This is a genomic window from Pseudomonas sp. GW823-FHT02C02, assembly GCF_058797635.1.
In genome coordinates this window covers 51,005-74,486 of record NZ_JBXAJV010000002.1, presented here as the reverse complement: position 1 = coordinate 74,486, position 23,482 = coordinate 51,005, and the positions used below count along the sequence as shown (strand labels likewise).

Genomic DNA, 23,482 nt, shown 5'->3' with positions numbered 1-23,482 from the left:
TGTCAGCCTGTCTCAAGGCTCTGATCGAGACTTCGCATGGCGTCCTGCAATTGATCGACGGCTTCGTCGATCGATGCCGCACGACCTTCGGCGCAGGCGCGTTCCAGCGCCTTGCACCTTTCGATCAACCGTTGGGCCCGGACCATGCGCGCACCGCCCTTGATACGGTGCGCCAGGTCTCGCAGCCCCGGGAGATTGTTGTCGGCGTGTGCTTGAAGCAGATGTTCGCGGTCGTTGCGATTGGTTATTGCCAGTTCACGCAGCAATTGATTGATCAACGTCCGGTCTTCCCCGACGTATTGCTCCAGCTCGCTCAAATCGATCTCGGATGATGGGGGTTGTTCGTTCGTCGTCTCTGCAAACCGGTCGGCCAACCAACTACTCAGATCCGCCAGCCGAATCGGCTTGAACAGACAATCGTCCATGCCCGCTTCCAGGCACCGGACCTTTTCCTCAGGCTGCGCATTGGCGGTAAAACCCAGGATCAGCGTCGGCAGCAGGCCATATGCGCGCTCTTCATCGCGTATCTCACCGGTCAATTCATAACCGCTGAGCTTCGGCATATTGCAGTCAGTGATGACCACATCAAACTCGTGTGTACGCCACAGTTCCAGCCCTCGCTCGCCCTCTTCGGCCTCCATCACGCGATGCCCCAGGTAGCTCAGCTGGCTTGAGAGCAACAGGCGATTGGCCGGGTAATCGTCAACCACCAGAATGGTCAGTGGCCGCGTGGGTATCGGTGATCCGCTGTCGACTGATGCACAGGGTGGTAACGGCTTCAACGCCATCAGCGAAAGGCTGATGTCGACTTGCGAGCCTTGGCCAAGGACGCTGCGCAGCACCAGCCGCCCCCCCATCATTTCGCACAACGCCTGACTGATCACCAACCCCAGCCCGGACCCCATGCTCGCGGATTGCTGGCTGTTTCCGGCCTGAACGAACGGACTGAACAAGCGTTTCTGGTCAGCTGCGCTGATGCCGATGCCGGTGTCTTCAATGCGCACATTGACCCCCAGATGCCCTGACAATCCGGACACCACACTTAACGTCAAACTCACCTCACCCTCACGGGTGAACTTGATCGCGTTGCTCAACAGGTTGGACAGCACCTGCTTGAAGCGCGTGGGGTCGATCAGCACCTCACGGTCGCTGCGCGGGTCCAGATCGACGCGCCACGCCAAGTGCCTTTCCCGGGCAAGTCCTTCAAAGACCCGGCAGATCGACGCCACCAGATCACGCAGATTGGCACGTTCGGGCGTCAGCGATAAACGCCCTGACTCAATGCGCGCGATATCCAGAATGTCGCCGATCAACGCCAGCAACTGCTGAGCAGCCGTAGCGGCGACCTCAAGGGATCGGCGATCGGCAACGCCCTCTTCTGCCCGCTTCCAGGCCATTTCCAAAAACCCGATCAGGGCACTCATCGGTGTGCGGATTTCATGGCTCATGGTTGCCAAAAAAGTGGTTTTGGCACGGTTGGCATCGTCCGCAACGTCCTTGGCCTGCTGCAACTGCTGCAGCCACTGCTGGCGTTGGCGAATTTGCCGACGCTGCCAGGCGATCCATCCCAAGGCCAGCAACAACAACGCCCCGGCCGCCGCAAACCCCTGCAAAATAGCTTGCCGATGGCGCAGCCAATAACTGTCATCGACCACCGCATCACTGCTCCAGCGGGCGACCAGATCGTCCATTTCCTCGGGCGAAATGCTCAGCAAGGCCTTGTTCAAAATCGAGTTCAACACCGATTCATCACGGCCGGTTGCCATCGAGATGCGCGCCGGTTCATCGCCCACGGTACTGCTGATGCGTAAACGTCCCTGGTAATACCGGTCAATCAGGTAACGGGTCATGAACAACGAACTGAGCGCGGCATCGGCCTGTCCCTTCGCCACCGACTCCAGACCTTCGGCCGGGTTTTGTACGTCCACCATCTGCACTTGCGGTGACCGTGCCTGAATGAACGCGCGCATGGGGTGACGGGGATAAATCGCCAGGCGCTTACCGGCCAGATCGCCCAGCGTCTGTGGACTACCGGAGGTGGTCGCACTGACCAGCGTGTAGGGATTGACTGCATAGGACCGGGTAAAGTGCAGCCCGGATACGCCTTCGGTCGTGGGAATGATGGCGGGCAAGATGTCAATCTCGCCGGCCTTGAGTCGCTGGATCTGCTGGTCCAGGGATTGGCCTCGCAACACGTTGAAATTCAAACCGCTGCGCTGGCTGATGAGCGTCAGCATTTGCGCCGCCAACCCGCTGAATCGGCCCTCGGGATCGTAGAACGTCAAGGGCGCAAAATTCTCCACAACCCCCACATTGACCGTCGGATGCTGATCCAGCCAGCGCTGTTCACTCTCACTCAGATCCACGCGTTGCTGTCCCGCCACTTTCGCCCTGCCGGCGCTCCAGCGCTGCTCGATGATCAAGCGCTGCTCCATGGGGATCGCCACCAGCGCCTTGTCGATGAGGTCCTTCAGCGCCAGGTTGTCCCGAGCCAGCGCGAAGCCGAACGGGTTAGCGTCGAGGCTGGCCGGCCCCATCAGTTGAATGTCATTGAGGTAGTTATTGTTGATCAGGTAATTGGCGCTGAAGATGTCTACGAGGGATACGTCAACCTGCCCATACGCCACCGCCCCGAGCGCATCGAGCGTCGAAGGATAACGTTGCAGGCTGGCCTGGGGATAGAACGATTCAACGGTCTGCGCCGGCAGGTAATCATCGGCCATGGCAATGCGCTTACCCGCCAGATCCACGGGCATGTGCTCGTCCCGTCGGGTGACCAGCATCGGCTGGTCTTCAGCATAAGCGCTGGACAGGATCAGCTCGGGGTCGGCCAGTTCAAAGTTGTTCGAAGTGCCCAGCAGATCCAGTTCGCCGAATCTAAGCGCCTCCATGGCCGCTTCTCGGGTGACATAACGCAGCACTTCGATCTGTATGTTCAGCAGTTGCGCAACGAGTATGGCGTAATCGGCGGTGATGCCTTCCAGCTCGTCGTGATTGCGCGTCACTTCGAACGGCGGGTAGTCCGGCCCGCTCACCCCGAGGCGCAACACACGCTTGTTGCGCAGCCATTGCCGGTCTTGTTCATCCAGATCGACCGCGTAGCCCTCCACCGTGGAACGCCCCAGCAACTGCAAGCGCTCAGGCTCGCCGGCGGAAGCCGATACCGCCGGCACGAGACACAACATGAGGCGCAGCAGCCATACACGCACGGTCAGGCGCACTCAGATCAGGTTATTGCGTATGGCGAAGTCCCGCAGATGCACTGCCGCCACAACCCCCAGTTTTATGACCAAGCGTGTTTTGTAGGTGCTGACGGTTTTGTGGCTCAGGTTCATGGCTTCGGCGATCGCTTTGTTGGAAAAGCCTCGGGCAAGGTATTGCAAGATGGTCAACTCGCGGTTGGACAGTGTATCGATCAACTTTTTTTCGCTGTGTTGCAGCGGGTTCATCGGTCTGGACAGCAACTGCGAAAAGTAGGTGTAGCCCGCCATCAACGCGTGCACAGCCTTTTGCAATTGCTCCAGGCTGTTGTTTTTTGAGACATACGCCAACGCGCCGCCGCGCATGCACCGCTCCTGGAAAAACAGTGGATCGAGCGAGGTGAACACCAGCACTACGCATTTCCAGTCGCAGGCCTTGATTCGCTCCAGCAGGTCCAGGCCGTTGCCGCCGGGCATCACCAGATCCAGGATCAGCAGATCCACTTGTTGCTCACGGAGTGTGGTCAACGCTTCCCCAACGCTGGCCGCCTCATGAATCTGCTTGAAGCCTTCCCGCCCAAGTACAAGTTTCACTGCGGCGCGAACCACCGGATGATCGTCCACAATCATCGCTCTCTTCATGGCAACTCCCTGTGCAAAAACTCAACGAATGCCCGTCGGATAACGCCGGGGCAGACGCAACGGCTGCGCCAGGACTGTTGCATGGGAGAAAGGCAGAATCTACCTGTCAGAAATGACAGTACCGACGAACGGTATGCGGCAATCACCCGGCGTACCGCTGATTACGCTCCTGCGACGATGGATCAATGATCGCCAGCAACGTCTGAATACAACGCAGATCAGGCAGCGCCGCGTGACTCACCTGAACCCTGGGTTGCGAGTGGGCCGGGATCGTCGGCAACTGTGCCCGTTGGCCGTCGAAAATCAGTGCGTGGCGAACCTGCCGGTTATCGAGAAAATAGCTGAGCAAATCCAGTTCGCCTGCCGCCAGCGCGGCATTGACGACCACCAGGTCGAACGGCTCGCAACCGTACTCGACCAGGGTCAGCATTGAAGCAAGGTCCTGCACCGGCGCCACGCGGTAATAATCGAGCTGATTGAACAGCCGCTCGATCAGCATCCGGTGAAAGTGTTGCTCGTCGGCGATCAAGATGCGCAAGGCTTTATTCGGCATCGTAGCCTCATGTGTGAATAGCTGATTTTTGAAGCGGCGAGGCTACGGGAGGCGCACAGATGTTTCTGTAGGACTTTTCCTAAAAAACCGCAGTTTCCGGCCATTACTGCCATCCAAACCGCCGAATGTAGAAACCCTTCACCGCCTGAGTCAGCCCCATGTACGCCAGCAGAATCAGCGGCAGGAATATCCCCACGGACATGATGATCCCGGTCATGACCATCAACGGCATGGCTGCGCGGCTTTGCAGGAACGGGATTTTCGGCGTGCGGATCATGTGCACGATCAAGGTCTGGGTCAGCAGCCCGACCACGAACCAGCCAGACTGGAAGAGCGTTTGATGGACCGGGGTATTGGCGTCGAATACGTACCAGGTCCAGGGCTGGCCGCGATCGGGATTTCCGCTGCTCGCTTATCGGCGAGACAACGGCAACAGGCTGCGCGTTATCTTGCCGGGAAGGTGCCGGTTATCGAAACCGGCCGACTACTGTCACTCGAACAAGTCCCCACTGAGGGTCTCCGCTATTGATGAAAACGCGCGATGCTTACGCCCCGATTTCTGGAGAGTAAACGAAGGAACGGCGGCGGGTGGGGGAATTGCGGGGTTCTTCAGGAAGGGTTCAGCTTTCAATATTTGTGGTGTTCTTCAGGGCCCATCGCGAGCAGGCTCGCTCCCGCATCAGGCCTGCAGACACAGGTCCATTGTGGGAGCGAGCCTGCTCGCGATGACGGGTCAACAGACACAGAAAATTTAACTGGCAGTGGCCAACAACAAATCCACCACCGACCGGCTATGCCCACGGTGCTTGCCATGGTCATACAACGACCCGGCAATCTCATCCGCGCGTATCGGCAGGATCGACAACAGCGTGTCGCTCAAACCGTGGCTCGCCTGGCAGAAGCCCTGCATATAGATGCCGGCCTTGCAGCGCTCGTCGGTGATCAGCTTGTAGTTGCGATCCACCTCGAAATCACCCAGGTATTGCTCCAGCGGCGCCAGCAGTTTGCGGTGCATCTGGCGCTCGTAGCCGGTGGCCAATACCACGGCATCGTACAGACGAACCGAGACTTCACCGGTGGCATTGTTGCGCACCGCCAGCTCGATGCCGCGCTCGGTGGCGGTGGCTTTTTCGATGGTGGTCAGCGTACGGAAGGTGTGACGCGCGATACCCGAGACTTTCTGGCGATAGAAGATGCCATAGATGCGTTCGATCAGGTCAATGTCCACCACCGAATAGTTGGTGTTGTGGTACTCGTTGACCAGACGCTCACGCTCGCTGCTCGCCTGCTGGAACACCAGGTCGGTGAACTCCGGCGAGAACACTTCGTTGACGAACGGGCTGTCATCCGCCGGCTTCAGCGCCGAGCCACGCAGGATCATGTCGACCTGCACCGACGGGAAGCTGTCGTTCAAATCGATAAAGGCTTCCGCCGCGCTCTGGCCGCCGCCGATGATTGCGATGCTCATCGGTTGATTGTTCACGCAAGGCTGTTTGGCCATCTGCGCCAGGTACTGCGAGTGGTGGAACACGCGGCCGTCATCCTTGAGCGCCTTGAACGCTTCGGGAATGCGCGGCGTACCGCCAGCACTGACCACCACCGAACGGGTGGTGCGCACGTGTTGCTGCCCTTGGGTATCGCGAGAGATCACCCGCAGCGCCTCGACCTGCTGGTTGTGCAGCACCGGCTCGATGGTCAGCACTTCTTCGCCATAGCGGCTCTGGGCTTCAAACTGGCCGGCGACCCAGCGCAGGTAGTCGTTGTACTCCATGCGGCACGGGTAGAAGGTGCCGAGGTTGATGAAGTCCACCAGACGTCCGTGATGCTTAAGGTAGTTAACGAACGAATACGGGCTGGTCGGGTTGCGCAGGGTCACCAGGTCCTTGAGGAAGGAGATCTGCAACTCGCTCTGGGTCACCAGGGTGTTGCCGTGCCAGCGATAGTCCGCCTGCTTGTCGAGAAACAGAACATCCAGCTCGCCCTGGCTCGGCCCGCGCTCTTGCAGAGCGATGGCCAGCGCCAGGTTCGAAGGGCCGAAACCGACGCCGATCAGGTCGTGAACGATGGGCGATGCAATTGCCTGTGTCATTTCCAGTGTCCTCTGGATGAACCCCTCAACAAGGGGAATAAGCCTAAGTGACCTGATGCAGGACAGCAGGTCGTCTGTTGAGTAGGAACGAGGACAATGAAAAAAAATTTAGAGAGAAGGGATCAATGGGCGTCCCACTGTCGCATCCGCACGCGGCAATGCTTCATGGCATTGACGATGTGCTTCTCCACCAGCGCGCGCGAGATACCGAGGTGCTCTGCAATTTCCGGGTGCGACAGGCCGTCGATCTTGCGCAGCAGAAAACTTTCGCGACACAGCCGCGGCAATTCCGCCAGGGCACGCTGGAGCATTTCCAGGCGCTGGCCATGATCGAGGCAGTTGTGCGGGGACGGGGTGAAGTAGCGCTCTTCGTTGTCGAGCACGTCCAGCGATTCAACCTGGCGCAAGGCATTGCGGCGATGATCGTCGATCACCAGGTTCAGCGCGGTGCGATAAAGGAAGGCCCGGGGCTGCTCGATCGGCGTGTCACTGGAACGCTCCAGCACCCGCAGATAAGCGTCATGCACCACATCTTCGGCCACCTGACGGTTGCCTAGCCTGGCGTTCAGGAAACACACCAGCTCGCGATAGTAGTTTTCCAACATGACTCCCGGCCGCACAGGATGCGGTTTCTATCCTTGAGCCACTTCCGCGACCGCACAAATGGGCAGTGGCAAGATAGTGGCAGTTCGAGTCGCGTAATTTATAGTAATTCTCATATAGATTTAAAGTGTTGCTTTGACTTACCTGATAAATAGTCATGCGCTACACCTGTAACGGTATGTGTCCGCACCTAAATTCCCCGCGACATTCCTCGTTTACAGGACAGCTCCCCGTGTCTGTCGGCCCCCCGACAGCGTTCGCCTGCCGCCGCTTTTCGTGCGCAGGATGAACGACGGGCCGATACCCATTGGCCGGAACCCTGCATGAAACGTCCCCGACAGACCCGACGCGCCCTGCTTGTAGCACTTTGTCTGATCCCCGTTATCGCCATCGCCGCCTGGCAAGTGATCCCCCCGGGCCGGGATAAATTCGCCACCGTGCAAGTCAGTCGTGGCGACATTGAAAGCAGCGTCACCGCGTTGGGCACCCTGCAGCCCCGGCGTTATGTCGACGTGGGTGCGCAGGCGTCCGGGCAGATCCAGAAGATTCATGTGGAGGTCGGCGACGTGGTCAAGGAAGGCCAGCTGCTGGTGGAGATCGATCCGTCCACCCAGCAGGCCAAGCTCGACGCCGGCCGGTTCTCCATCGAGAACCTCAAGGCGCAGCTCCAGGAACAACGAGCCCAGCATGAACTGGCCCGGCAGAAATTCCAGCGCCAGCAGAACCTCAAGGCCGGCGGCGCGACCCGCGAAGAAGACGTGCAAACCGCCCAGGCCGAACTGCATGCCACCCAGGCGCGCATCGACATGTTCCAGGCGCAGATCCGTCAGGCCCAGGCCAGCCTGCGCAGCGATCAGGCCGAACTCGGTTACACGCGGATTTACGCACCGATGGCCGGCACCGTGGTCGCCCTCGACGCCCGGGTCGGCCAGACCCTCAACGCCCAGCAGCAAACACCCTTGATTCTGCGCATCGCCAAGTTGTCGCCAATGACGGTGTGGGCCGAAGTTTCGGAAGCCGACATCGGCCACGTCAAACCCGGCATGACCGCCTGGTTCACCACCCTCAGCAGCGGCAACCGGCGTTGGAGCAGCACCGTGCGGCAGATTCTGCCGGTGCCGCCCAAGCCACTGGACCAGACTAGCCAGGGCGGCGGCAGCCCGGCCAGTTCGAGCAAAAGCGGCAGCGCGCGCGTGGTGCTGTATACGGTGTTGCTGGACGTCGATAACGCCGACAACGCGCTGATGGCGGAAATGACCACCCAGGTGTTCTTCGTTTCGGATCAGGCAAAAAACACCCTGACCGCGCCGGTCGCGGCGCTGCAGGCCGGCACTGAAGCGAATAGGCAAATTGCCCAGGTCGTCGCTGAAAACGGCAGTATCCAGCAGCGCGACGTGCGCACCGGCATCAGCGATCGTCTGCGGGTGCAGATCCTCGACGGTTTGCAGGAAGGCGATCACCTGCTGATCGGCACGGCCGACGGGAGTGGCGGCTGAATGCAGACGCCTCTGATCGACCTGCAGGACATCCGCAAAGCCTACGGCGGCGGCGATTCACCGCAAGTTCACGTGTTGCGCGGCATCGACCTGTCGATTCATGCCGGGGAATTCGTGGCGATTGTCGGCGCGTCCGGCTCCGGCAAATCGACGCTGATGAACATCCTCGGTTGCCTCGACCGCCCGACCTCGGGCGAATACCGTTTCGCCGGGCAAAACGTCGCCGCCCTCGACAGCGACGAGCTGGCCTGGCTGCGCCGCGAAGCCTTTGGCTTTGTGTTCCAGGGTTATCACCTGATCCCGTCCGGCTCGGCCCAGGAAAACGTCGAGATGCCGGCCATCTACGCAGGCCTGCCCGCCGCCGAACGCCATGCCCGCGCCGCCGCCCTGCTCGACCGCCTCGGCTTGGCGTCGCGCACCGGCAACCGCCCGCACCAGCTCTCCGGCGGCCAGCAACAACGGGTGTCGATTGCCCGCGCCTTGATGAACGGCGGCCACATCATCCTCGCCGACGAACCCACCGGCGCCCTCGACAGCCACAGCGGCGCCGAGGTCATGACCCTGCTCGACGAACTGGCGAGCCAGGGCCACGTGGTCATCCTCATCACCCACGACCGCGAAGTCGCGGCCCGGGCCAAGCGCATCATCGAAATCCGCGACGGGCTGATCATCAGCGACAGCGCGGTGGACAACCCTCAAGCACAAACCTCGGCCAACCCCGGTGCGCTGCAAGCGGTGGATCTGCGCAAGCGCCTGACCGAAGGCGCCGAAGCGACCGGGGCCTGGAAAGGCGAACTGATCGACGCCGTACAAGCGGCGTGGCGGGTGATGTGGATCAACCGCTTTCGCACCGCGCTGACGCTGCTCGGCATCATCATCGGCGTGGCGTCGGTGGTGGTCATGCTGGCCGTCGGCGAAGGCAGCAAACGCCAGGTCATGGCGCAAATGGGCGCCTTCGGCTCAAACATCATTTACCTCAGTGGCTCATCACCCAACCCGCGAACGCCGCGGGGTATCGTCACCCTGGATGACGTCGCGGCGGTGGGAAGCCTGCCGCAGGTGACGCGGATCATGCCGGTCAACGGGCAGGAGGCCGGGGTACGTTTCGGCAACCTCGACCACTTGAGCTACGTCGGCGGCAACGACACCAATTTCCCGGCCATCTTCAACTGGCCGGTGGTGCAAGGCAGCTATTTCACCCAGGACGATGAACGTAACGCCGCCGCGGTGGCAGTGATTGGCCACAAGGTGCGGACCAAGTTGCTCAAGGACGTGGCCAACCCGATCGGCCGGTACATCCTGATCGAAAACGTGCCGTTCCAGGTGGTCGGCGTGCTCGCCGAAAAAGGCGCCAGCTCCGGCGACTCCGACAGCGACGACCGCATCGCCATCCCCTACTCCGCCGCCAGTGTGCGGCTGTTCGGCACGCATAATCCCGAATACGTGGCTATCGCCGCTGCCGACGCACGCAAGGTCAAGGAGACCGAAATCGCCATCGAGCAATTGATGCTGCGCCTGCACAACGGCAAGAAGGATTTCGAACTGACCAACAACGCCGCGATGATCCAGGCCGAAGCGCGCACGCAAAACACCTTGTCATTGATGCTGGGCTCGATTGCCGCCATCTCGCTGCTGGTCGGCGGCATCGGGGTGATGAACATCATGCTGATGACCGTGCGCGAGCGCACGCGGGAGATCGGTATCCGCATGGCCACCGGCGCCCGCCAGCGCGACATCCTGCGCCAGTTCCTGACGGAAGCGGTGATGCTTTCGGTGGTCGGCGGTCTCGCCGGGATTGCCCTGGCGCTGATCGTCGGCGGCGTGCTGATTCTCAGCGAAGTCGCGGTCGCGTTCTCTTTGATAGCGGTGCTCGGCGCCTTCGCCTGCGCCCTGGTCACCGGTGTTGTCTTCGGCTTCATGCCGGCCCGCAAAGCTGCCCGACTCGACCCGGTCACGGCCCTTACCAGTGAATGATCTCTCCATGAAGCCGCAACTGAGTTTACTGACCCTCTGCCTGTTGCTCGGCGCCTGCGGCACGCCCGCCCAGCGCCCGGACAGCGGCCTCCAGCCACCCGACGCATGGCAATCGCCGCACATGCAAGACGCCACCCGCAACAACCTGCAATGGTGGACGCAGTTTGGCAGCCCACAGCTGGATCAACTGATCGAACAGGCGCGGGTCGGCAGTTACGACCTGGCCGCTGCCATCGCGCGGGTGCGCCAGGCGCAGGCCGAGACGGTGGTTGCCGGTGGCTCGCTGCTGCCGGAGGTCAAGGCTGGCCTCAACGCCAATCGGCAAAAACTGCTGCGCGGCAACGGTTACAGCCAGCTCGACGCCGACAGCGAAAACAAGGCCGTCGATTACTTCAACGCCAGCCTCAGCGCCACTTACGAAATCGATTTCTGGGGCGGTCAACGTGCCTCCCGTGACAGCGCGCAATTCGCTTTGCAGGCCAGCGAGTTTGATCAGGCCACCGTGGAATTGACGCTGCTCAGCGGCGTCGCCAACACCTACGCGCAGGCCTTGTCGCTGCGCGAGCAAAGCCGCATCGCCGAGCTGAACCTGGCCAACGCGCAGAACGTATTGAGACTGGTGCAGACGCGATTCGATTCAGGGTCCGCAACGGCACTTGAGCTGGCGCAGCAGAAGAGCCTGGTGGCCGCGCAACAACGGCAGTTGCCGCTGGTGCAGCAACAGGCTCAAGACGCGCTGATCGGTCTGGCCGCCCTGCTCGGCCGGCCGGTTCAGCAACTGGCGCTGGGTCAGGAGCGCTTTGATCAGCTGTCATGGCCGACCATCGCGGCCGGCGCCCCCAGCGAACTGCTCACCCGCCGCCCGGACATCGCCCGCGCCGAAGCGCAACTGGCCGCCGCGCAAGCCGACGTCACCGTCGCCCGCGCGGCGATGCTGCCGAAGGTGACGTTGAGTGCCGAACTGGGGTCGGGGGCGAACCGGGCGGCAGATATTCTGCGCAGTCCTTTCTACAACCTCACCGCCGGATTGCTTGCGCCGATCTTCAACAATGGTCGCTTGGGCGCCGAGCGCGACAAGGCCACGGCCCGCCAGGAAGAACTGCTGGAAACCTATCGCGGGGCGATCATCAACGGCTTCGCCGACGTGGAAAAAGCCCTCAACAGCATTCGCGGGCTGGATGCACAGCGACAGTGGCAAAGCGAGGAACTGAGCCAGGCGCAGACCGCCTTCAATATCGCGCAAAGCCGTTATCAGGCCGGGGCCGAGGATTTGCTGACCGTGCTGGAGACCCAGCGCACGCTGTATGCGGCGCAGGATCTGAATGTGCAGCTGCGGTTGTCGCGGTTGCAGGCGAGTATTGCGCTGTACAAGGCGCTGGGTGGCGGGTGGCAGGTTCTGTGATTTGAGTTGCCAGTGAGGGCCGCTTCGCGGGCAAGCCTCGCTCCTACATGATGCCCTTGTAGGAGCGAGGCTTGCCCGCGAAGAACGATAACCCGGTCTATCGATTTAGCTGGTAATCGGCCTGGCCTTCAAATGCCGCGCATACCAAGGCCGCTGCGGCACTTTGCGGAACAGGTCCGCCAGCTTTTTATCGTCTTCACCAAAGGTGATGCGCAACGCCAGTTTCATGGTTTCCGGGTCCATCTCGACCGACTTGCCCATCTGCAACCCCGGCGTCGTGCTGCAACCATGGGTGCTCGGCCCCAGCCACGGATCAGCCACCTCGACCCAGCGCCCCGGCGCAAACCACGCCACACCGTTGACCTCCAGCCGACTCACCTCCCCCGGATGAAAACGCTCGTGGGCGCGAAACCAGTCTTCCAGGCGATCGTCGATCCAGCCGTGAAAATGCCAGAACACCGGGTTCACGTGGGATGAAAACGGGTCGCCAAGGAAGTCGTTTTCCGGCGCATACCAGCGCGCGGAAAAGTCCGCCGGATCCCTCGCGAACGGCACCGGCTGGCCATTGGACGGATCACGCGGCACCGACGCCCAGCGCATGTGCAGCCAGTCGTGCAGCCCCAGTTCGACCTCTGAACCGAACTGCCCAAGGGTGAGTTTCGACAGATAACGCGGATCCCGATAGCGCGACTCCCAGACCTGGAAGTTGCTGTGATACGTCTCAGCGGTCTTGATGTCGCTGACCCATTGCGAATATTCGGCATCGTCGTCGGCCTGCCAGGTCGGTGGCAATGCGGTGCCGTCATGGTTGTCGCAGTAATTGGCGAAACCGATGCGATCCCGGGCCAGTTCCGGCTGCGGCAGTGGAAAATGCTGCCATGACGGCAAATCCTGCATCGAACGCGCCGTGCCCAGCATGTGCCGGTGCATGAAGAAGAAGTCCACGCCTGAACCGTTGCGATCCTTTCGCGCGCCACGGGCATCACGCTCCTTGTCCCGCGGGCCGGGCTGCCAGCCGATACCGCGCAGGGCGTTGCGCTTGTCTTCGGAGAGGGTGTGCCACTTGTCCCGGGAGGCATGCCAGAGCTGGTGAAACAGCCGATGTTCGGCGGACACCAGCCACGCCAGCAGTGGCGCGTTGAGACCGGTTCGCTCGCGAGCTTCGGGAAACACCCGCTTGACCGCGATGAAGCGATTGTCTTGCGCGGTCATCATCAACGGGCGATCGAGGTTCAACACCCGGCCACTGAGGGTGCCGCTGCCGGCGTTGCCGAAACCGGCCCAGACTTCGTCCAGCGACATGCTGAATTCGTAATCTGGCGTGCCACTGGCGGCGGTGGCACTGACCAGCCGCCAGCTCAGCTCGGCCGGTTTGGCTTCTGCCAGATCGCCCAGCACCCGGTAGCGCGGCTCATCGCTGGAGCGTAAACGCTGGGCGGTGTCGAGGAATCCGATCAGGCCGCGACCTTTATGGCCGACGTCGAGAAACACTTCCAGCCCGTCCCGTGGCAAGCCTTCGATACCGGCGTCACGCCCTTCGAAACGAATCTGCCAGACGCCACGCAAGGTGTTCGCCAATTGCTGGCCGGCGACATCCGCCACATCGAATGAAGCTTCGCCGGGGGTGATCGTCGGATCTGGTTTCGTCCATTCGCGATGCCCATAAAAAGCCGCAGGCACGGCGGCGCCGGTGAGCGCCAGGCCTGCCATGAACCATCGTCGAGAAATCGTCATTGCCCTACCTGTGTCAGCCATGAAGCAGGCTTTATCCAAGCTAGAACGTTTGTTGCCTGCAAAAATTTAAAAGCTTCGCGGGCGAGCCTCGTTCCTACAGGTCCTGCATTAACCCGTAGGAGCGAGGCTTGCCCGCGAAGAGGCCATGAGTCCCACTAAATTTCCAACCGGGCCACTCGTTCTTCCCAGATAGCAAAGGCCCCTGCGCCCGCACCGGGGCGACGAACCTGACTGAGATGGCAATGACAAAACCACGTTCGAAAAAGGCTCTCTACATCGGCCTGCCGCTGGCCCTGGCGATCAGTGCCGGGGCAGGCTATGCGGCCTGGGATTACTGGTTCAAGGACAATCCAGGCTACCCGGCCAAGGTGATGAAACAAGCCGATGAGTTGCAAGAGCGCATCCTCTCGTTCGACAGCCACGTCACCGTACCGCTGGACTTCGGCACCGCCGGCAATGAAGCGGACAAGGACGGCACCGGGCAATTCGACCTGGTCAAGACCGGCCGCGGTCGCTTGTCCGGCGCGGCCCTGACGATTTTCGGCTGGCCGGAAATCTGGAACGGCGCCAACGCCCCGCATCGCCCCACCGCCGGCTTCGTCGACGAAGCCCGGTTCGAGCAGGAAACCCGCTACAAAATCATCAGCACGATGGTTCGCGACTTCCCCAACCAGGTTGCCATTGCCTACACCCCGGACGATTTCCGTCGCCTGCACGGCGAAGGCAAGTTCGCGATCTTCATGAGCATGCTCAACGCCTACCCGCTGGGCAACGACCTGACCGCGCTGGACACGTGGGCCGCTCGTGGCATGCGCATGTTCGGTTTCAGTTACGTGGGCAACAACGCCTGGGCGGATTCGTCCCGACCGCTGCCGTTCTTCAATGATTCGCGCGACGCCCTTGGGGGCCTGTCGGAGATCGGCAAACAAGCGGTGCATCGTCTCAACGATCTGGGCGTGATCATCGACGTGTCGCAGATGTCGACCAAAGCCCTGGAGCAAGTCGCCCAGTTGAGCCGCACGCCGATGGTCGCCTCGCACTCGGCACCGCGCGCCCTGGTGGACATCCCGCGCAACCTCAGCGACCAGGAAATGCAGCTGATCAAGAACAGCGGCGGCGTGGTGCAGATTGTCGGCTTCCCGACCTACATCCGCCCGCTGAGCCAGGCCACCCAAGACAAACTCAACGCCCTGCGCGCACGCTTCGACCTGCAACCGCTGCAAGGCCTGGAGATGGCGCTGATGCCGGGCGACCCGGTGATCACCGTCTGGTCCGAACAACGTTTCGGCGAGTACGCCAGCCAGCTCTACGCCATCGTCGACGAAGAACCGAAAGCCACCCTCAAGGACTACGGCGACGCGATTGATTACGCGGTGAAAAAAATCGGTATCGACCACGTCGGCATCAGTTCCGATTTCAACGACGGCGGCGGTCTGGAGGGCTGGAAGGATGTCAGCGAAGCTCGCAACGTGACGGCCGAGCTGATCAGTCGCGGCTACAGCGAGGCCGATATCGCCAAGCTTTGGGGCGGGAATTTCCTGCGGGTCTGGGACCAGGTGCAGAAGTCGTCCAGACCGGTGGCAAAAAACTGATGTCTTCTTTTGCAAAAGCGAACCGAGCTCATGACTAACCGCCGTTCATTCCTCAAGCAGGCCGGTATTCTCGCGGCTGGCCTGCCCCTGAGTGCTGCCGTGAATCTGCCGGCACTGGCTGCCAATCCACCGCCGCTGCCCAAGGACAAATGGGCGCAATTGCGTTCATTGTTCGACCAGGATCCGGACTACCTGCACTTCGCCAATTTCCTGGTGACGTCCCACCCACGTCCGGTGCGTGAGGCGATTGAACGCCACCGCGCCAACCTCGACCGCAACCCGGGGCTGGCAATGGATTGGGACCTGGGCGAAACCGAAAAACGCGAGCACGCGGTGCGCGTCTGGGCCGGTCATTACCTCAAGGCCAAGCCTGAGCAAATCGCACTGACCGGCAGCACCACGCAAGGCCTGTCGCTGATCTACGGCGGCATCCATGTGCGCCCGGATCAGGAAATCCTCACCAGCGAGCACGAACACTACGCCACCAATTACGCTCTGGGCTATCGCCAGCAAAAGGACGGGGTCAAGGTGCGCAAGCTCAAGCTGTTCGAGAACAGCCAAACCGTGTCGGCGGATGAGGTGCTGGGTTCGATTGCCAAAGGCATTCGCCCTGAGACCCGCGTGCTGGGAATGACCTGGGTGCAGTCCGGCAGCGGCGTGAAGCTGCCGATTGGTGAGATCGGCAAGCTGGTGGCGGAGCGCAATCGCAATCGTGAGGAAAAGGACCGCATCCTGTATGTGGTCGATGGCGTGCACGGTTTCGGCGTCGAAGAGCTCGACTTCCCAGACATGCACTGCGACTTTTTCATCGCCGGCACCCACAAATGGATGTTCGGCCCGCGCGGCACCGGGATCATCTGCGCCCGTTCGGCCGAGCTCAAGGATGTGACGCCGACGATTCCGACCTTCTCCGAAGCGACCACGTTCTCGACGATCATGACCCCCGGCGGTTATCACAGCTTCGAACATCGCTGGGCCCTGGACGAGGCGTTCAAGCTGCACCTGGAACTGGGCAAGGCCGAGGTCCAGGCGCGCATTCACGCCCTCAATACCTATGCGAAAAACCGGCTGTTGGAACACCCGCAGATTGAATTGGTCACGCCCAGGAGCCCGGACCTGTCGGCCGGGTTCACCTTCTTCCGGGTCAAGGACCGCGACTGCGAAAAAATCGCCGTCCAGTTGATGAAAAACCGCGTGGTTTGCGACTCGGTGGACCGCGACGTCGGCCCGGTGATCCGCATCGCGCCCGGCCTGCTCAACACCGAGAACCATATCGACCGCGTCATGGCCTTGCTGAGCAAAACCGTCTGATGCGGCCCCTTGTGGCGAGGGAGCTTGCTCCCGCTGGACTGCGCAGCAGTCCCTTTCTTTGGGGCCGCTTCGCTGCCAAGCGGGAGCAAAGCTCCCTCGCCACAGAGACGCCAGTTTTCTTTGAATCGAGACGACAAATGAACCGAGATCTATTAACCGTGCCTCTCAAGGCCCTCGCCTTGTCCGCCCTCCTCGCCGGTCTGCTGCCAACCACCGCCCAGGCGGCCACCACCCCGCAACCCGGCAAAGTATTCAAGGACTGCCGCGATTGCCCGGAAATGGTCGTGCTGCCCGCCGGTACGTTCACCATGGGTACGCCGGACGATGAAGTCGGTCGCGAGCCCGACGAAAGCCCGATGCACGAGGTGACCTTCGCCAAACCCTTCGCCATGAGCCGCTTCCAGGTCACCGCAGGTGAATGGGACAGCTACGTGCGCGAGAGTGGCGTGACCATCGCAAATGGCGATACCCGACCGGGTCGCGAGTGCGTCGCCAGCAAACCGCGTTACCCGCAAGGCCCGCGTCAGCCGGCGGTGTGCATGAATTTCGATGACGTGAAGAACTACGTTGCCTGGCTCTCGAAGAAGACCGGGCAGAAGTACCACATGGTCAGCGAAGCTCAACGCGAATACGCCGCGCGCGGCGGCACCAAGGGTCCGTTCCCCTTCCCGTTCGATGAAGGCAAGGAATACAGCATCAGCCAACACGCCAACACCTACGGCCCGGCGGACGGTTACAGCTACAGCTCGCCGGTCGGCAGCTATGCACCGAATGCGTTCGGCCTGTACGACATGCACGGCAATGTCTACGAATGGGTCGAAGACTGCGAACACCCCAACTACGTCGGCGCGCCCACCGATGGCAGTGCCTGGGTAGAACCCAACTGCGAAGCGGTGCGCATTCGCGGCAACGACTGGGGTGAAGCGCCAGTGTTCTCCCGCTCCGGCAACCGCAACAGCCAGTACCCGCAAGAGCGTGGCGACTGGATAGGTTTCCGTATCGTGCGTGATCTCTAAACCATAATCCCGATCCTGTGGGAGCGAGCCTGCTCGCGAAGGCTGTTTAACAGTCGACATGGATGTCGGCTGACTCACCGCTTTCGCGAGCAGGCTCGCTCCCACAAGGTTTAGTGTGGTGTCAGGTATTTTCGCTATGCCCGGCGAACGCCGCCAGTCGGCGACCCTGTAAATTAACCCCTCGATCAGACGTTCTACTGGGTATCTGCCTTTATACCCAAGGAACTGTCTTCCATGACCCAGCCTCCCCGTGGCGCCATCGGCGAGTTGTTCGCCCTGTTGAAACCGTTTCGACTCATCGTCGCCGCGTCCATTTTCCTGGGCATGGTCGGCGGCTTGAGTGTCACGGTACTGCTGGCGACCATCAATAACGCCCTGCATTCGGACACCGGCCTGACCCAAGGCGTAGTCGCCTTGTTTGCCGGCCTGTGCCTGCTGGCGCTGTTGAGCTCGATCTGCTCGGACATCGGCACCAACTACGTCGGCCAGCACATCATTGCCAGGCTGCGCAAACAGCTCGGTGAAAAAGTCCTGTCGGCACCCATCGAGCAGATCGAACGCTATCGCAGCCACCGCTTGATTCCGGTCCTGACCCACGACGTCGATACCATCAGCGACTTCGCCTTCGCCTTCGCCCCCCTGGCGATTTCCCTCACCGTGACCCTCGGTTGCATGGGTTACCTGGCCATCCTGTCGTGGCCGATGTTCCTGATCATGGTCGCCGCGATCCTGATCGGCACCGCGATCCAGGCTTATGCCCAGAGCAAGGGTGTGCAGGGTTTCATGGCCGCCCGTGACGCTGAAGACGAGCTGCAAAAGCACTACAACGCGATTGCCGATGGCGCCAAGGAACTACGAATCCACCGTCCGCGTCGCCAACGCATGTTCGTGTCGGGGATCAAGGCGACAGCCGATTTCATCTGCAAGACCCAGGTGCGCTCGGTCAACACCTTCGTGATCGCCAAGACCTTCGGCTCGATGCTGTTCTTCGTGGTCATCGGCCTGGTGCTGGCGCTGCAATCCTTCTGGCCAAGCGCCGACAAGACCGTGATGAGCGGCTTCGTGCTGGTGCTGTTGTATATGAAAGGCCCGCTGGAGCATTTGATCAGCACGTTGCCGATTGTCAGCCGTGCGCAGATCGCCTTCCGCCGGATCGCCGAGTTGTCCGAGCAGTTTTCCACCCCTGAGCCGCACTTGCTGCTCAGCGATCAGGGCAACGTCAAGCAAGCCGTGCACGAACTGAAACTGGCCGATGTGCGTTTCGCCTTCCCGGCTGTCGAAGGCGCTGCACCCTTCCAGTTGGGCCCGGTCAACCTGACGATCAAGCAAGGCGACATCACGTTTATTGTCGGTGAGAACGGTTGCGGCAAGACCACGCTGATCAAGTTACTGCTGGGTTTGTACACGCCGCAACAGGGCGAGATCCGGGTCAACGGCGAGGCGATTGATGCGCAAAATCGTGATGACTATCGCCAGTTGTTCACCACGATCTTCGCTGATTATTACCTGTTCGATGACGTGGTCCAGGGCGACACGCACATCCCCGAAGACGCCAACAAATACCTGCAACGCCTGGAAATCGCGCACAAGGTCAGCGTCAAGGACGGCAATTTCACCACCACCGACCTTTCCACCGGCCAGCGCAAGCGCCTGGCGCTGGTCAATGCCTGGCTCGAAGAACGCCCGGTGCTAGTGTTCGATGAATGGGCGGCCGACCAGGACCCGACCTTCCGCCGGATTTTCTACACCGAGCTGCTGCCGGACCTCAAGCGCCTGGGCAAAACCATCATCGTGATCTCCCACGATGACCGTTACTTCGACGTGGCCGACCAGTTGGTGCGCATGGAGAGCGGTCGGGTCGTCACCGAGCTGGCACCGGCCTGAGCCTGTGGGAGCGGGGCTGCTCGCGATAGCGGTGGATCAGTCACCTTCAATGGTGAATGAAATACCGCTATCGCGAGCAGGCTCGCCCCCACCGTTGTTTCTCTTAACGGGCCGACATTTGGGCGAACCCCTCGCCACGGTTTCTTCTTTCTGAAAATTAATTGACGTCTTTCTTTCCGGTTTTTGCTTCGCGCCGCGTCTAATAATCATTCTTATTAACAAAAACTCTGCACCCCACTTTTCAGGAGCTCAGGTAAGTAATGCGACCTCTACCACGCCGCACACCTCTCGCGCTGGCCGTACAGCGCCCGACATTGCATCGCACCCTGTTTACCAGCGTGCTGCTGACCGCCACCTTGCTGGGGAGCTCGATGGCCAATGCTGCACCTGTAAAAGTGAACATTGCCGTCCAGCCGCTTTCCAACGCGCTGACCGAGCTGGGCATGCAGACCAACCTGCAGATCCTCTACAGCCCGGATCAGGTGGCGGGTATCAAGTCCCGTGCAGTGTCAGGTTCGCTGGAGCCGTCCGAAGCCCTGAGTACCCTGCTCAAAGGCACCGGCATTTCGTTCCAGATCAACGGCAACAGCGTCACGCTGGTCTCCGGCGGCGGTTCGGGCCTGCAACTGGGCGCGACCACGATTTCCGGCCAGGCCCTGGGCCTGACCACTGAAGACACCGGCTCCTACACCACCGGCGCCACCACCACCGCGACCAAGTTGCCGCTGACCCTTCGCGAAACACCGCAATCGGTAACCGTGGTCACCCGCCAGCAGATGGACGATCGCGGCGTCACCAGCGTTGCCGACGCACTGCGCAACACCCCCGGCATCACGTCACAGAAGTACGACAGTGACCGTACCGAGTTTTCCGCCCGTGGCCAGGCCATCACCAACTTCCAGTACGATGGCGTCAACACTATCTACGACGGTGTGTACGGTGAAAACCCGAACAACAGCGACGACTCGGCCAGCCTCGACCACATCGAAGTCATCAAAGGCGCTACCGGCCTGATGACCGGCACCGGCGATCCGTCCGCCACGGTCAACCTGATCCGCAAGAAGCCGACCAAGGAATTCAAGGCCTCGGTCAGCGCCACCGCCGGCCGCTGGGACAAGTACCGTGCTGAAGGTGATATTTCCGGTTCGCTGACCGATTCCGGCAACGTCCGCGGTCGCTTCGTCACCACATACCAGGACGCCAACTCCTACCTGGATCACTACAGCCAGAAGAAAGACCTGTTTTACGGCGTACTCGAAGCCGACCTGACCGACGACACCCTGCTGACCTTCGGCATCGACAAATCCAGCGCCACCCCGCGCGGTTCGTCGTGGACCGGTAACCCGACGTACTTCGCCGATGGCGGCCGTACCGAGTTCCCGCGTCACTTCAACCCGGCGGCCGACTGGAGCCGTCGTGATTTCGACAGCACCACCTACTTCGCATCGCTGGAGCAAGCGCTGGCCAATGACTGGAAACTCAAAGTCAGCCTGGACCAGAAAACCACCGACCATGACACCCAACTGGCCTCGGCCAGCGGCGGCAACCCGGATCGCGCCACCGGTGAAGGCATGTTCCTTTACTGGGGTCGCTGGGAAGGTCATCGCGTGCAGAACACCGCTGACGTGAACGTCTCCGGCCCCTTCAGCCTGGGCGGTCGCGAGCACGAACTGGTCGCTGGTGTCATGGCGTCCCACTCGCGCCAGACCGGTTCGACTTACGACACCAGTGCGTTCTCCCAAGTGCCCGGCAGCATCTATGACTGGAACGGCGAACTGCCGAAACAGGAATTCCCGAAAAACGGCAAATACGAACGCACCCAGAGCCAGAACGGCGTTTACCTGGCCACGCGCCTGCGCCCGACCGATGACCTGTCGTTCATCCTCGGCACCCGCCTGAGCACCTTCAAGTACAACGAAGACTACAACTACAACCCGGGCGCCAACCAGACCGACACCCACGCCAGCTACAAGGAACACGGCGTCGTCACCCCGTATGCCGGTGTGGTTTACGACCTCAACGACACGTACTCCGCGTACGCCAGCTACACCAATATCTACCAGCCGCAAATCTACAAGGACGCCAACGGCTCGACCCTGCAGCCGGTTGAAGGCAACGCCTACGAGACCGGTCTGAAAGCGGCCTACTTCGAAGGCAAGCTGAACGCCAGCCTGGCCTTCTTCCGCATCGAACAGGACAACGTCGCTGAATCGATCGGCACCAACCCGGTCACCAACGAAGGTATCTACAAAGCCATCGACGGCGCGACCACCAAGGGTGTGGAGCTGGAAATGGCCGGTGAACTGGCCGAGGGCTGGAACCTGTCCGCGGGCTACACCTACGCCCGGACCCGTGACCAGGACGAGCAACGGATCTTCGGCTACCCGCTGTCCACCACCCGTCCTGAACACGTCGTTCGTACCTTCACCACCTACCGTCTGCCGGGCGTGATGAACCAGTTCACCGTCGGTGGCGGCGTGAGCTGGCAGAGCGCGTTCTACGGCAAGATCTACAGCGCCAGCGCGGGCGACTACACCCAGATCAAGCAAGGTGGCTACACCCTCGTGGACCTGATGACCCGTTACCAGTACGACGACCATCTGAGCTTCACCGTCAATGCCAACAACGTCTTCGACAAGAACTACCTGACGGGCCTGGGCAACTTCGACACCACGTTCTACGGCGAGCCGCGTAACGTGCAGGTCACCGCGAAGTATGATTTCTGAGTCGTGAGCTGAAATGAAAAATGCCCGTGTCGTCAGATGCGGGCATTTTTTTGGCCAGGGATTTTGTGGTGAATGGGAGTCCGCCTTCGCGGGCAAGCCTCGCTCCTACAGGTTGGCACCATGCCACAACTCGACGCCAATCTGTAGGAGCGAGGCTTGCCCGCGAAGGCAATTGTCGCCCCACCAGAAATCCCCTGGACCGGACACAAAAAAACCGCCACCCCTGATCCAGGCATGGCGGTTTTTTTCATGGCAATTCAGATCCGCGAACGCACCCACCCCGCCACTTCCGAGTGAATCCCTTCCACTTCCCCCAGCAACCCGGCCATGCGCATGAAGTCATGGGTCATCCCCGGCTGTTCCAGCAATGTCACTTCATTCCCCGCCGCACGCAACCGCTCGGCATACGCCAGCCCTTCATCATGCAGCGGATCATGCCCGGCCAAGTACACCAGCGCCGGTGCCACGCCTGATAAATCCGCCGCCAGCAACGGCGAGCAACGCCAATCCGCCAGGTCATCCGGCGTGCGCCCGTAATGCGCGTAGAACCAGTCCAGCGTCGGCGTCTCCAGCAAATAGCCCTCGGCAAAATCCCGGTGCGAGGCGCGTTTCGTCGTCGCATCCGTCACCGGATACAGCAACACCTGGGCCTTGGGTTTCAACGCCAGTTCCTCTGGTTCACGCACTGCCATGATCGACAACACCGTGGCCAATGTTGCACCCACGCTGTCACCGACCAGCGCCACCCGGTTCGCATCCAGCCCACGCGCAGCGCCCTCGCGCACCAGCCAGTTGCCCGCATCGCAAGCGTCCTGCACCGGCGTCGGGAAACGCCATTGCGGCGCCAGTCGGTAATCCACGGTCAACAACGCAAACCCGCCTTGCGAGGCCAGTCGCCGGCACAGCGCATCATGGGAATCGAGGCTGCCGACCACATAGCCGCCACCATGAAAATACAGCAACACCGGCTGCAAGCCGTCGACCGCTTGCCCATCGCGATACACCCTTGCCGACAGACTGTGGCCATCCCGCGCGGCAATGGTGAAGTCCTCGCAGGCCACGCTGTCCAGCGGCACATCGAGAAACCCCGAGGAGGCTTCAAAATCGATCCGTGCCTGTTGCGGAGTCTGTTCATGCATCGCGCGACTTTTACCGGTCATCCGGCCCAACTCGGCGAGTTCGAGAAATGCTTCAAGTTCTGGCAATACGGCCATGGGACGAATCCTTTAAATAAACAAGTACAAAAATGCGAGAAAAACC

The 23,482-nt window shown here is 61.1% G+C and carries 15 protein-coding genes and 1 pseudogene; 8 read left to right on the top strand and 8 right to left on the bottom strand.

What is annotated here, in order from left to right:
- Positions 1–2 precede the first annotated feature (2 nt).
- From AC1ROI_RS03085 to AC1ROI_RS03060, 6 genes and pseudogenes are all read right to left on the bottom strand, one after another.
- Positions 3–3,185, bottom strand: coding sequence for a response regulator (locus AC1ROI_RS03085; RefSeq protein ID WP_219734239.1), 3,183 nt, complete (start codon positions 3,183–3,185; stop codon positions 3–5).
- 36 nt (positions 3,186–3,221) lie between these two features.
- A complete protein-coding gene (locus tag AC1ROI_RS03080; RefSeq protein WP_042932214.1) occupies positions 3,222–3,842 on the bottom strand; it encodes a response regulator transcription factor in 621 nt (206 codons plus the stop codon).
- A gap of 142 nt (positions 3,843–3,984) precedes the next feature.
- Complete coding sequence (locus AC1ROI_RS03075; protein ID WP_010458467.1) at positions 3,985–4,395, bottom strand: hypothetical protein; 411 nt, start codon at positions 4,393–4,395, stop codon at positions 3,985–3,987.
- Between the two features lie 103 nt (positions 4,396–4,498).
- A pseudogene (locus AC1ROI_RS03070) lies at positions 4,499–4,768 on the bottom strand (hypothetical protein); the annotation flags it as partial.
- A 378-nt stretch (positions 4,769–5,146) separates the two neighbouring features.
- Complete coding sequence (locus AC1ROI_RS03065; RefSeq protein WP_077748894.1) at positions 5,147–6,484, bottom strand: lysine N(6)-hydroxylase/L-ornithine N(5)-oxygenase family protein; 1,338 nt, start codon at positions 6,482–6,484, stop codon at positions 5,147–5,149.
- 122 nt (positions 6,485–6,606) lie between these two features.
- Positions 6,607–7,089, bottom strand: a complete 483-nt coding sequence (locus tag AC1ROI_RS03060; protein ID WP_042932216.1) for a sigma-70 family RNA polymerase sigma factor — start codon at positions 7,087–7,089, stop codon at positions 6,607–6,609.
- 321 nt (positions 7,090–7,410) lie between these two features.
- Between AC1ROI_RS03060 and AC1ROI_RS03055 the strand changes: the two genes are divergently transcribed.
- From AC1ROI_RS03055 to AC1ROI_RS03045, 3 genes are read left to right on the top strand one after another with little or no spacing between them, the layout of a single operon-like run.
- Positions 7,411–8,583, top strand: a complete 1,173-nt coding sequence (locus AC1ROI_RS03055; RefSeq protein WP_102594633.1) for an efflux RND transporter periplasmic adaptor subunit — start codon at positions 7,411–7,413, stop codon at positions 8,581–8,583.
- Entirely contained in the window at positions 8,584–10,557 is a 1,974-nt protein-coding gene (locus AC1ROI_RS03050; RefSeq protein ID WP_102594634.1) for a MacB family efflux pump subunit, read from the top strand.
- A 7-nt stretch (positions 10,558–10,564) separates the two neighbouring features.
- Positions 10,565–11,959: an efflux transporter outer membrane subunit gene (locus AC1ROI_RS03045; protein ID WP_102594635.1), complete on the top strand. Its 1,395-nt coding sequence runs from the start codon at positions 10,565–10,567 to the stop codon at positions 11,957–11,959.
- Positions 11,960–12,064: 105 nt separating this feature from the next.
- Here AC1ROI_RS03045 and pvdP read toward each other — a convergent pair whose 3' ends face one another.
- Positions 12,065–13,693 carry a pyoverdine maturation tyrosinase PvdP gene (gene pvdP, locus AC1ROI_RS03040; RefSeq protein ID WP_102594636.1) on the bottom strand — a complete coding sequence of 543 codons (1,629 nt, stop codon included), beginning with the start codon at positions 13,691–13,693 and terminating at the stop codon, positions 12,065–12,067.
- Positions 13,694–13,935: 242 nt separating this feature from the next.
- Here pvdP and pvdM point away from each other — a divergent pair, with 242 nt between their 5' ends.
- The 5 genes from pvdM to AC1ROI_RS03015 all read left to right on the top strand — a co-directional run bounded on the left by pvdM (position 13,936) and on the right by AC1ROI_RS03015 (position 22,222).
- Positions 13,936–15,285 carry a pyoverdine-tailoring dipeptidase-like protein PvdM gene (gene pvdM, locus AC1ROI_RS03035; protein WP_010458449.1) on the top strand — a complete coding sequence of 450 codons (1,350 nt, stop codon included), beginning with the start codon at positions 13,936–13,938 and terminating at the stop codon, positions 15,283–15,285.
- A gap of 30 nt (positions 15,286–15,315) precedes the next feature.
- Positions 15,316–16,596, top strand: coding sequence for a pyoverdine-tailoring periplasmic protein PvdN (gene pvdN, locus AC1ROI_RS03030; protein WP_102594637.1), 1,281 nt, complete (start codon positions 15,316–15,318; stop codon positions 16,594–16,596).
- A 137-nt stretch (positions 16,597–16,733) separates the two neighbouring features.
- Entirely contained in the window at positions 16,734–17,612 is an 879-nt protein-coding gene (gene pvdO / locus AC1ROI_RS03025) for a dihydropyoverdine dehydrogenase (protein WP_077748900.1), read from the top strand.
- A 234-nt stretch (positions 17,613–17,846) separates the two neighbouring features.
- Complete coding sequence (locus AC1ROI_RS03020; RefSeq protein ID WP_083374651.1) at positions 17,847–19,496, top strand: cyclic peptide export ABC transporter; 1,650 nt, start codon at positions 17,847–17,849, stop codon at positions 19,494–19,496.
- A 260-nt stretch (positions 19,497–19,756) separates the two neighbouring features.
- On the top strand, positions 19,757–22,222 hold the full coding sequence (locus AC1ROI_RS03015) for a TonB-dependent siderophore receptor (protein ID WP_102595301.1): 2,466 nt from the start codon (positions 19,757–19,759) through the stop codon (positions 22,220–22,222).
- A 257-nt stretch (positions 22,223–22,479) separates the two neighbouring features.
- On the opposite strand, the gene AC1ROI_RS03010 is transcribed toward AC1ROI_RS03015, so the two are convergent.
- Complete coding sequence (locus AC1ROI_RS03010; RefSeq protein ID WP_102595302.1) at positions 22,480–23,436, bottom strand: alpha/beta hydrolase; 957 nt, start codon at positions 23,434–23,436, stop codon at positions 22,480–22,482.
- Positions 23,437–23,482: the final 46 nt, after the last annotated feature.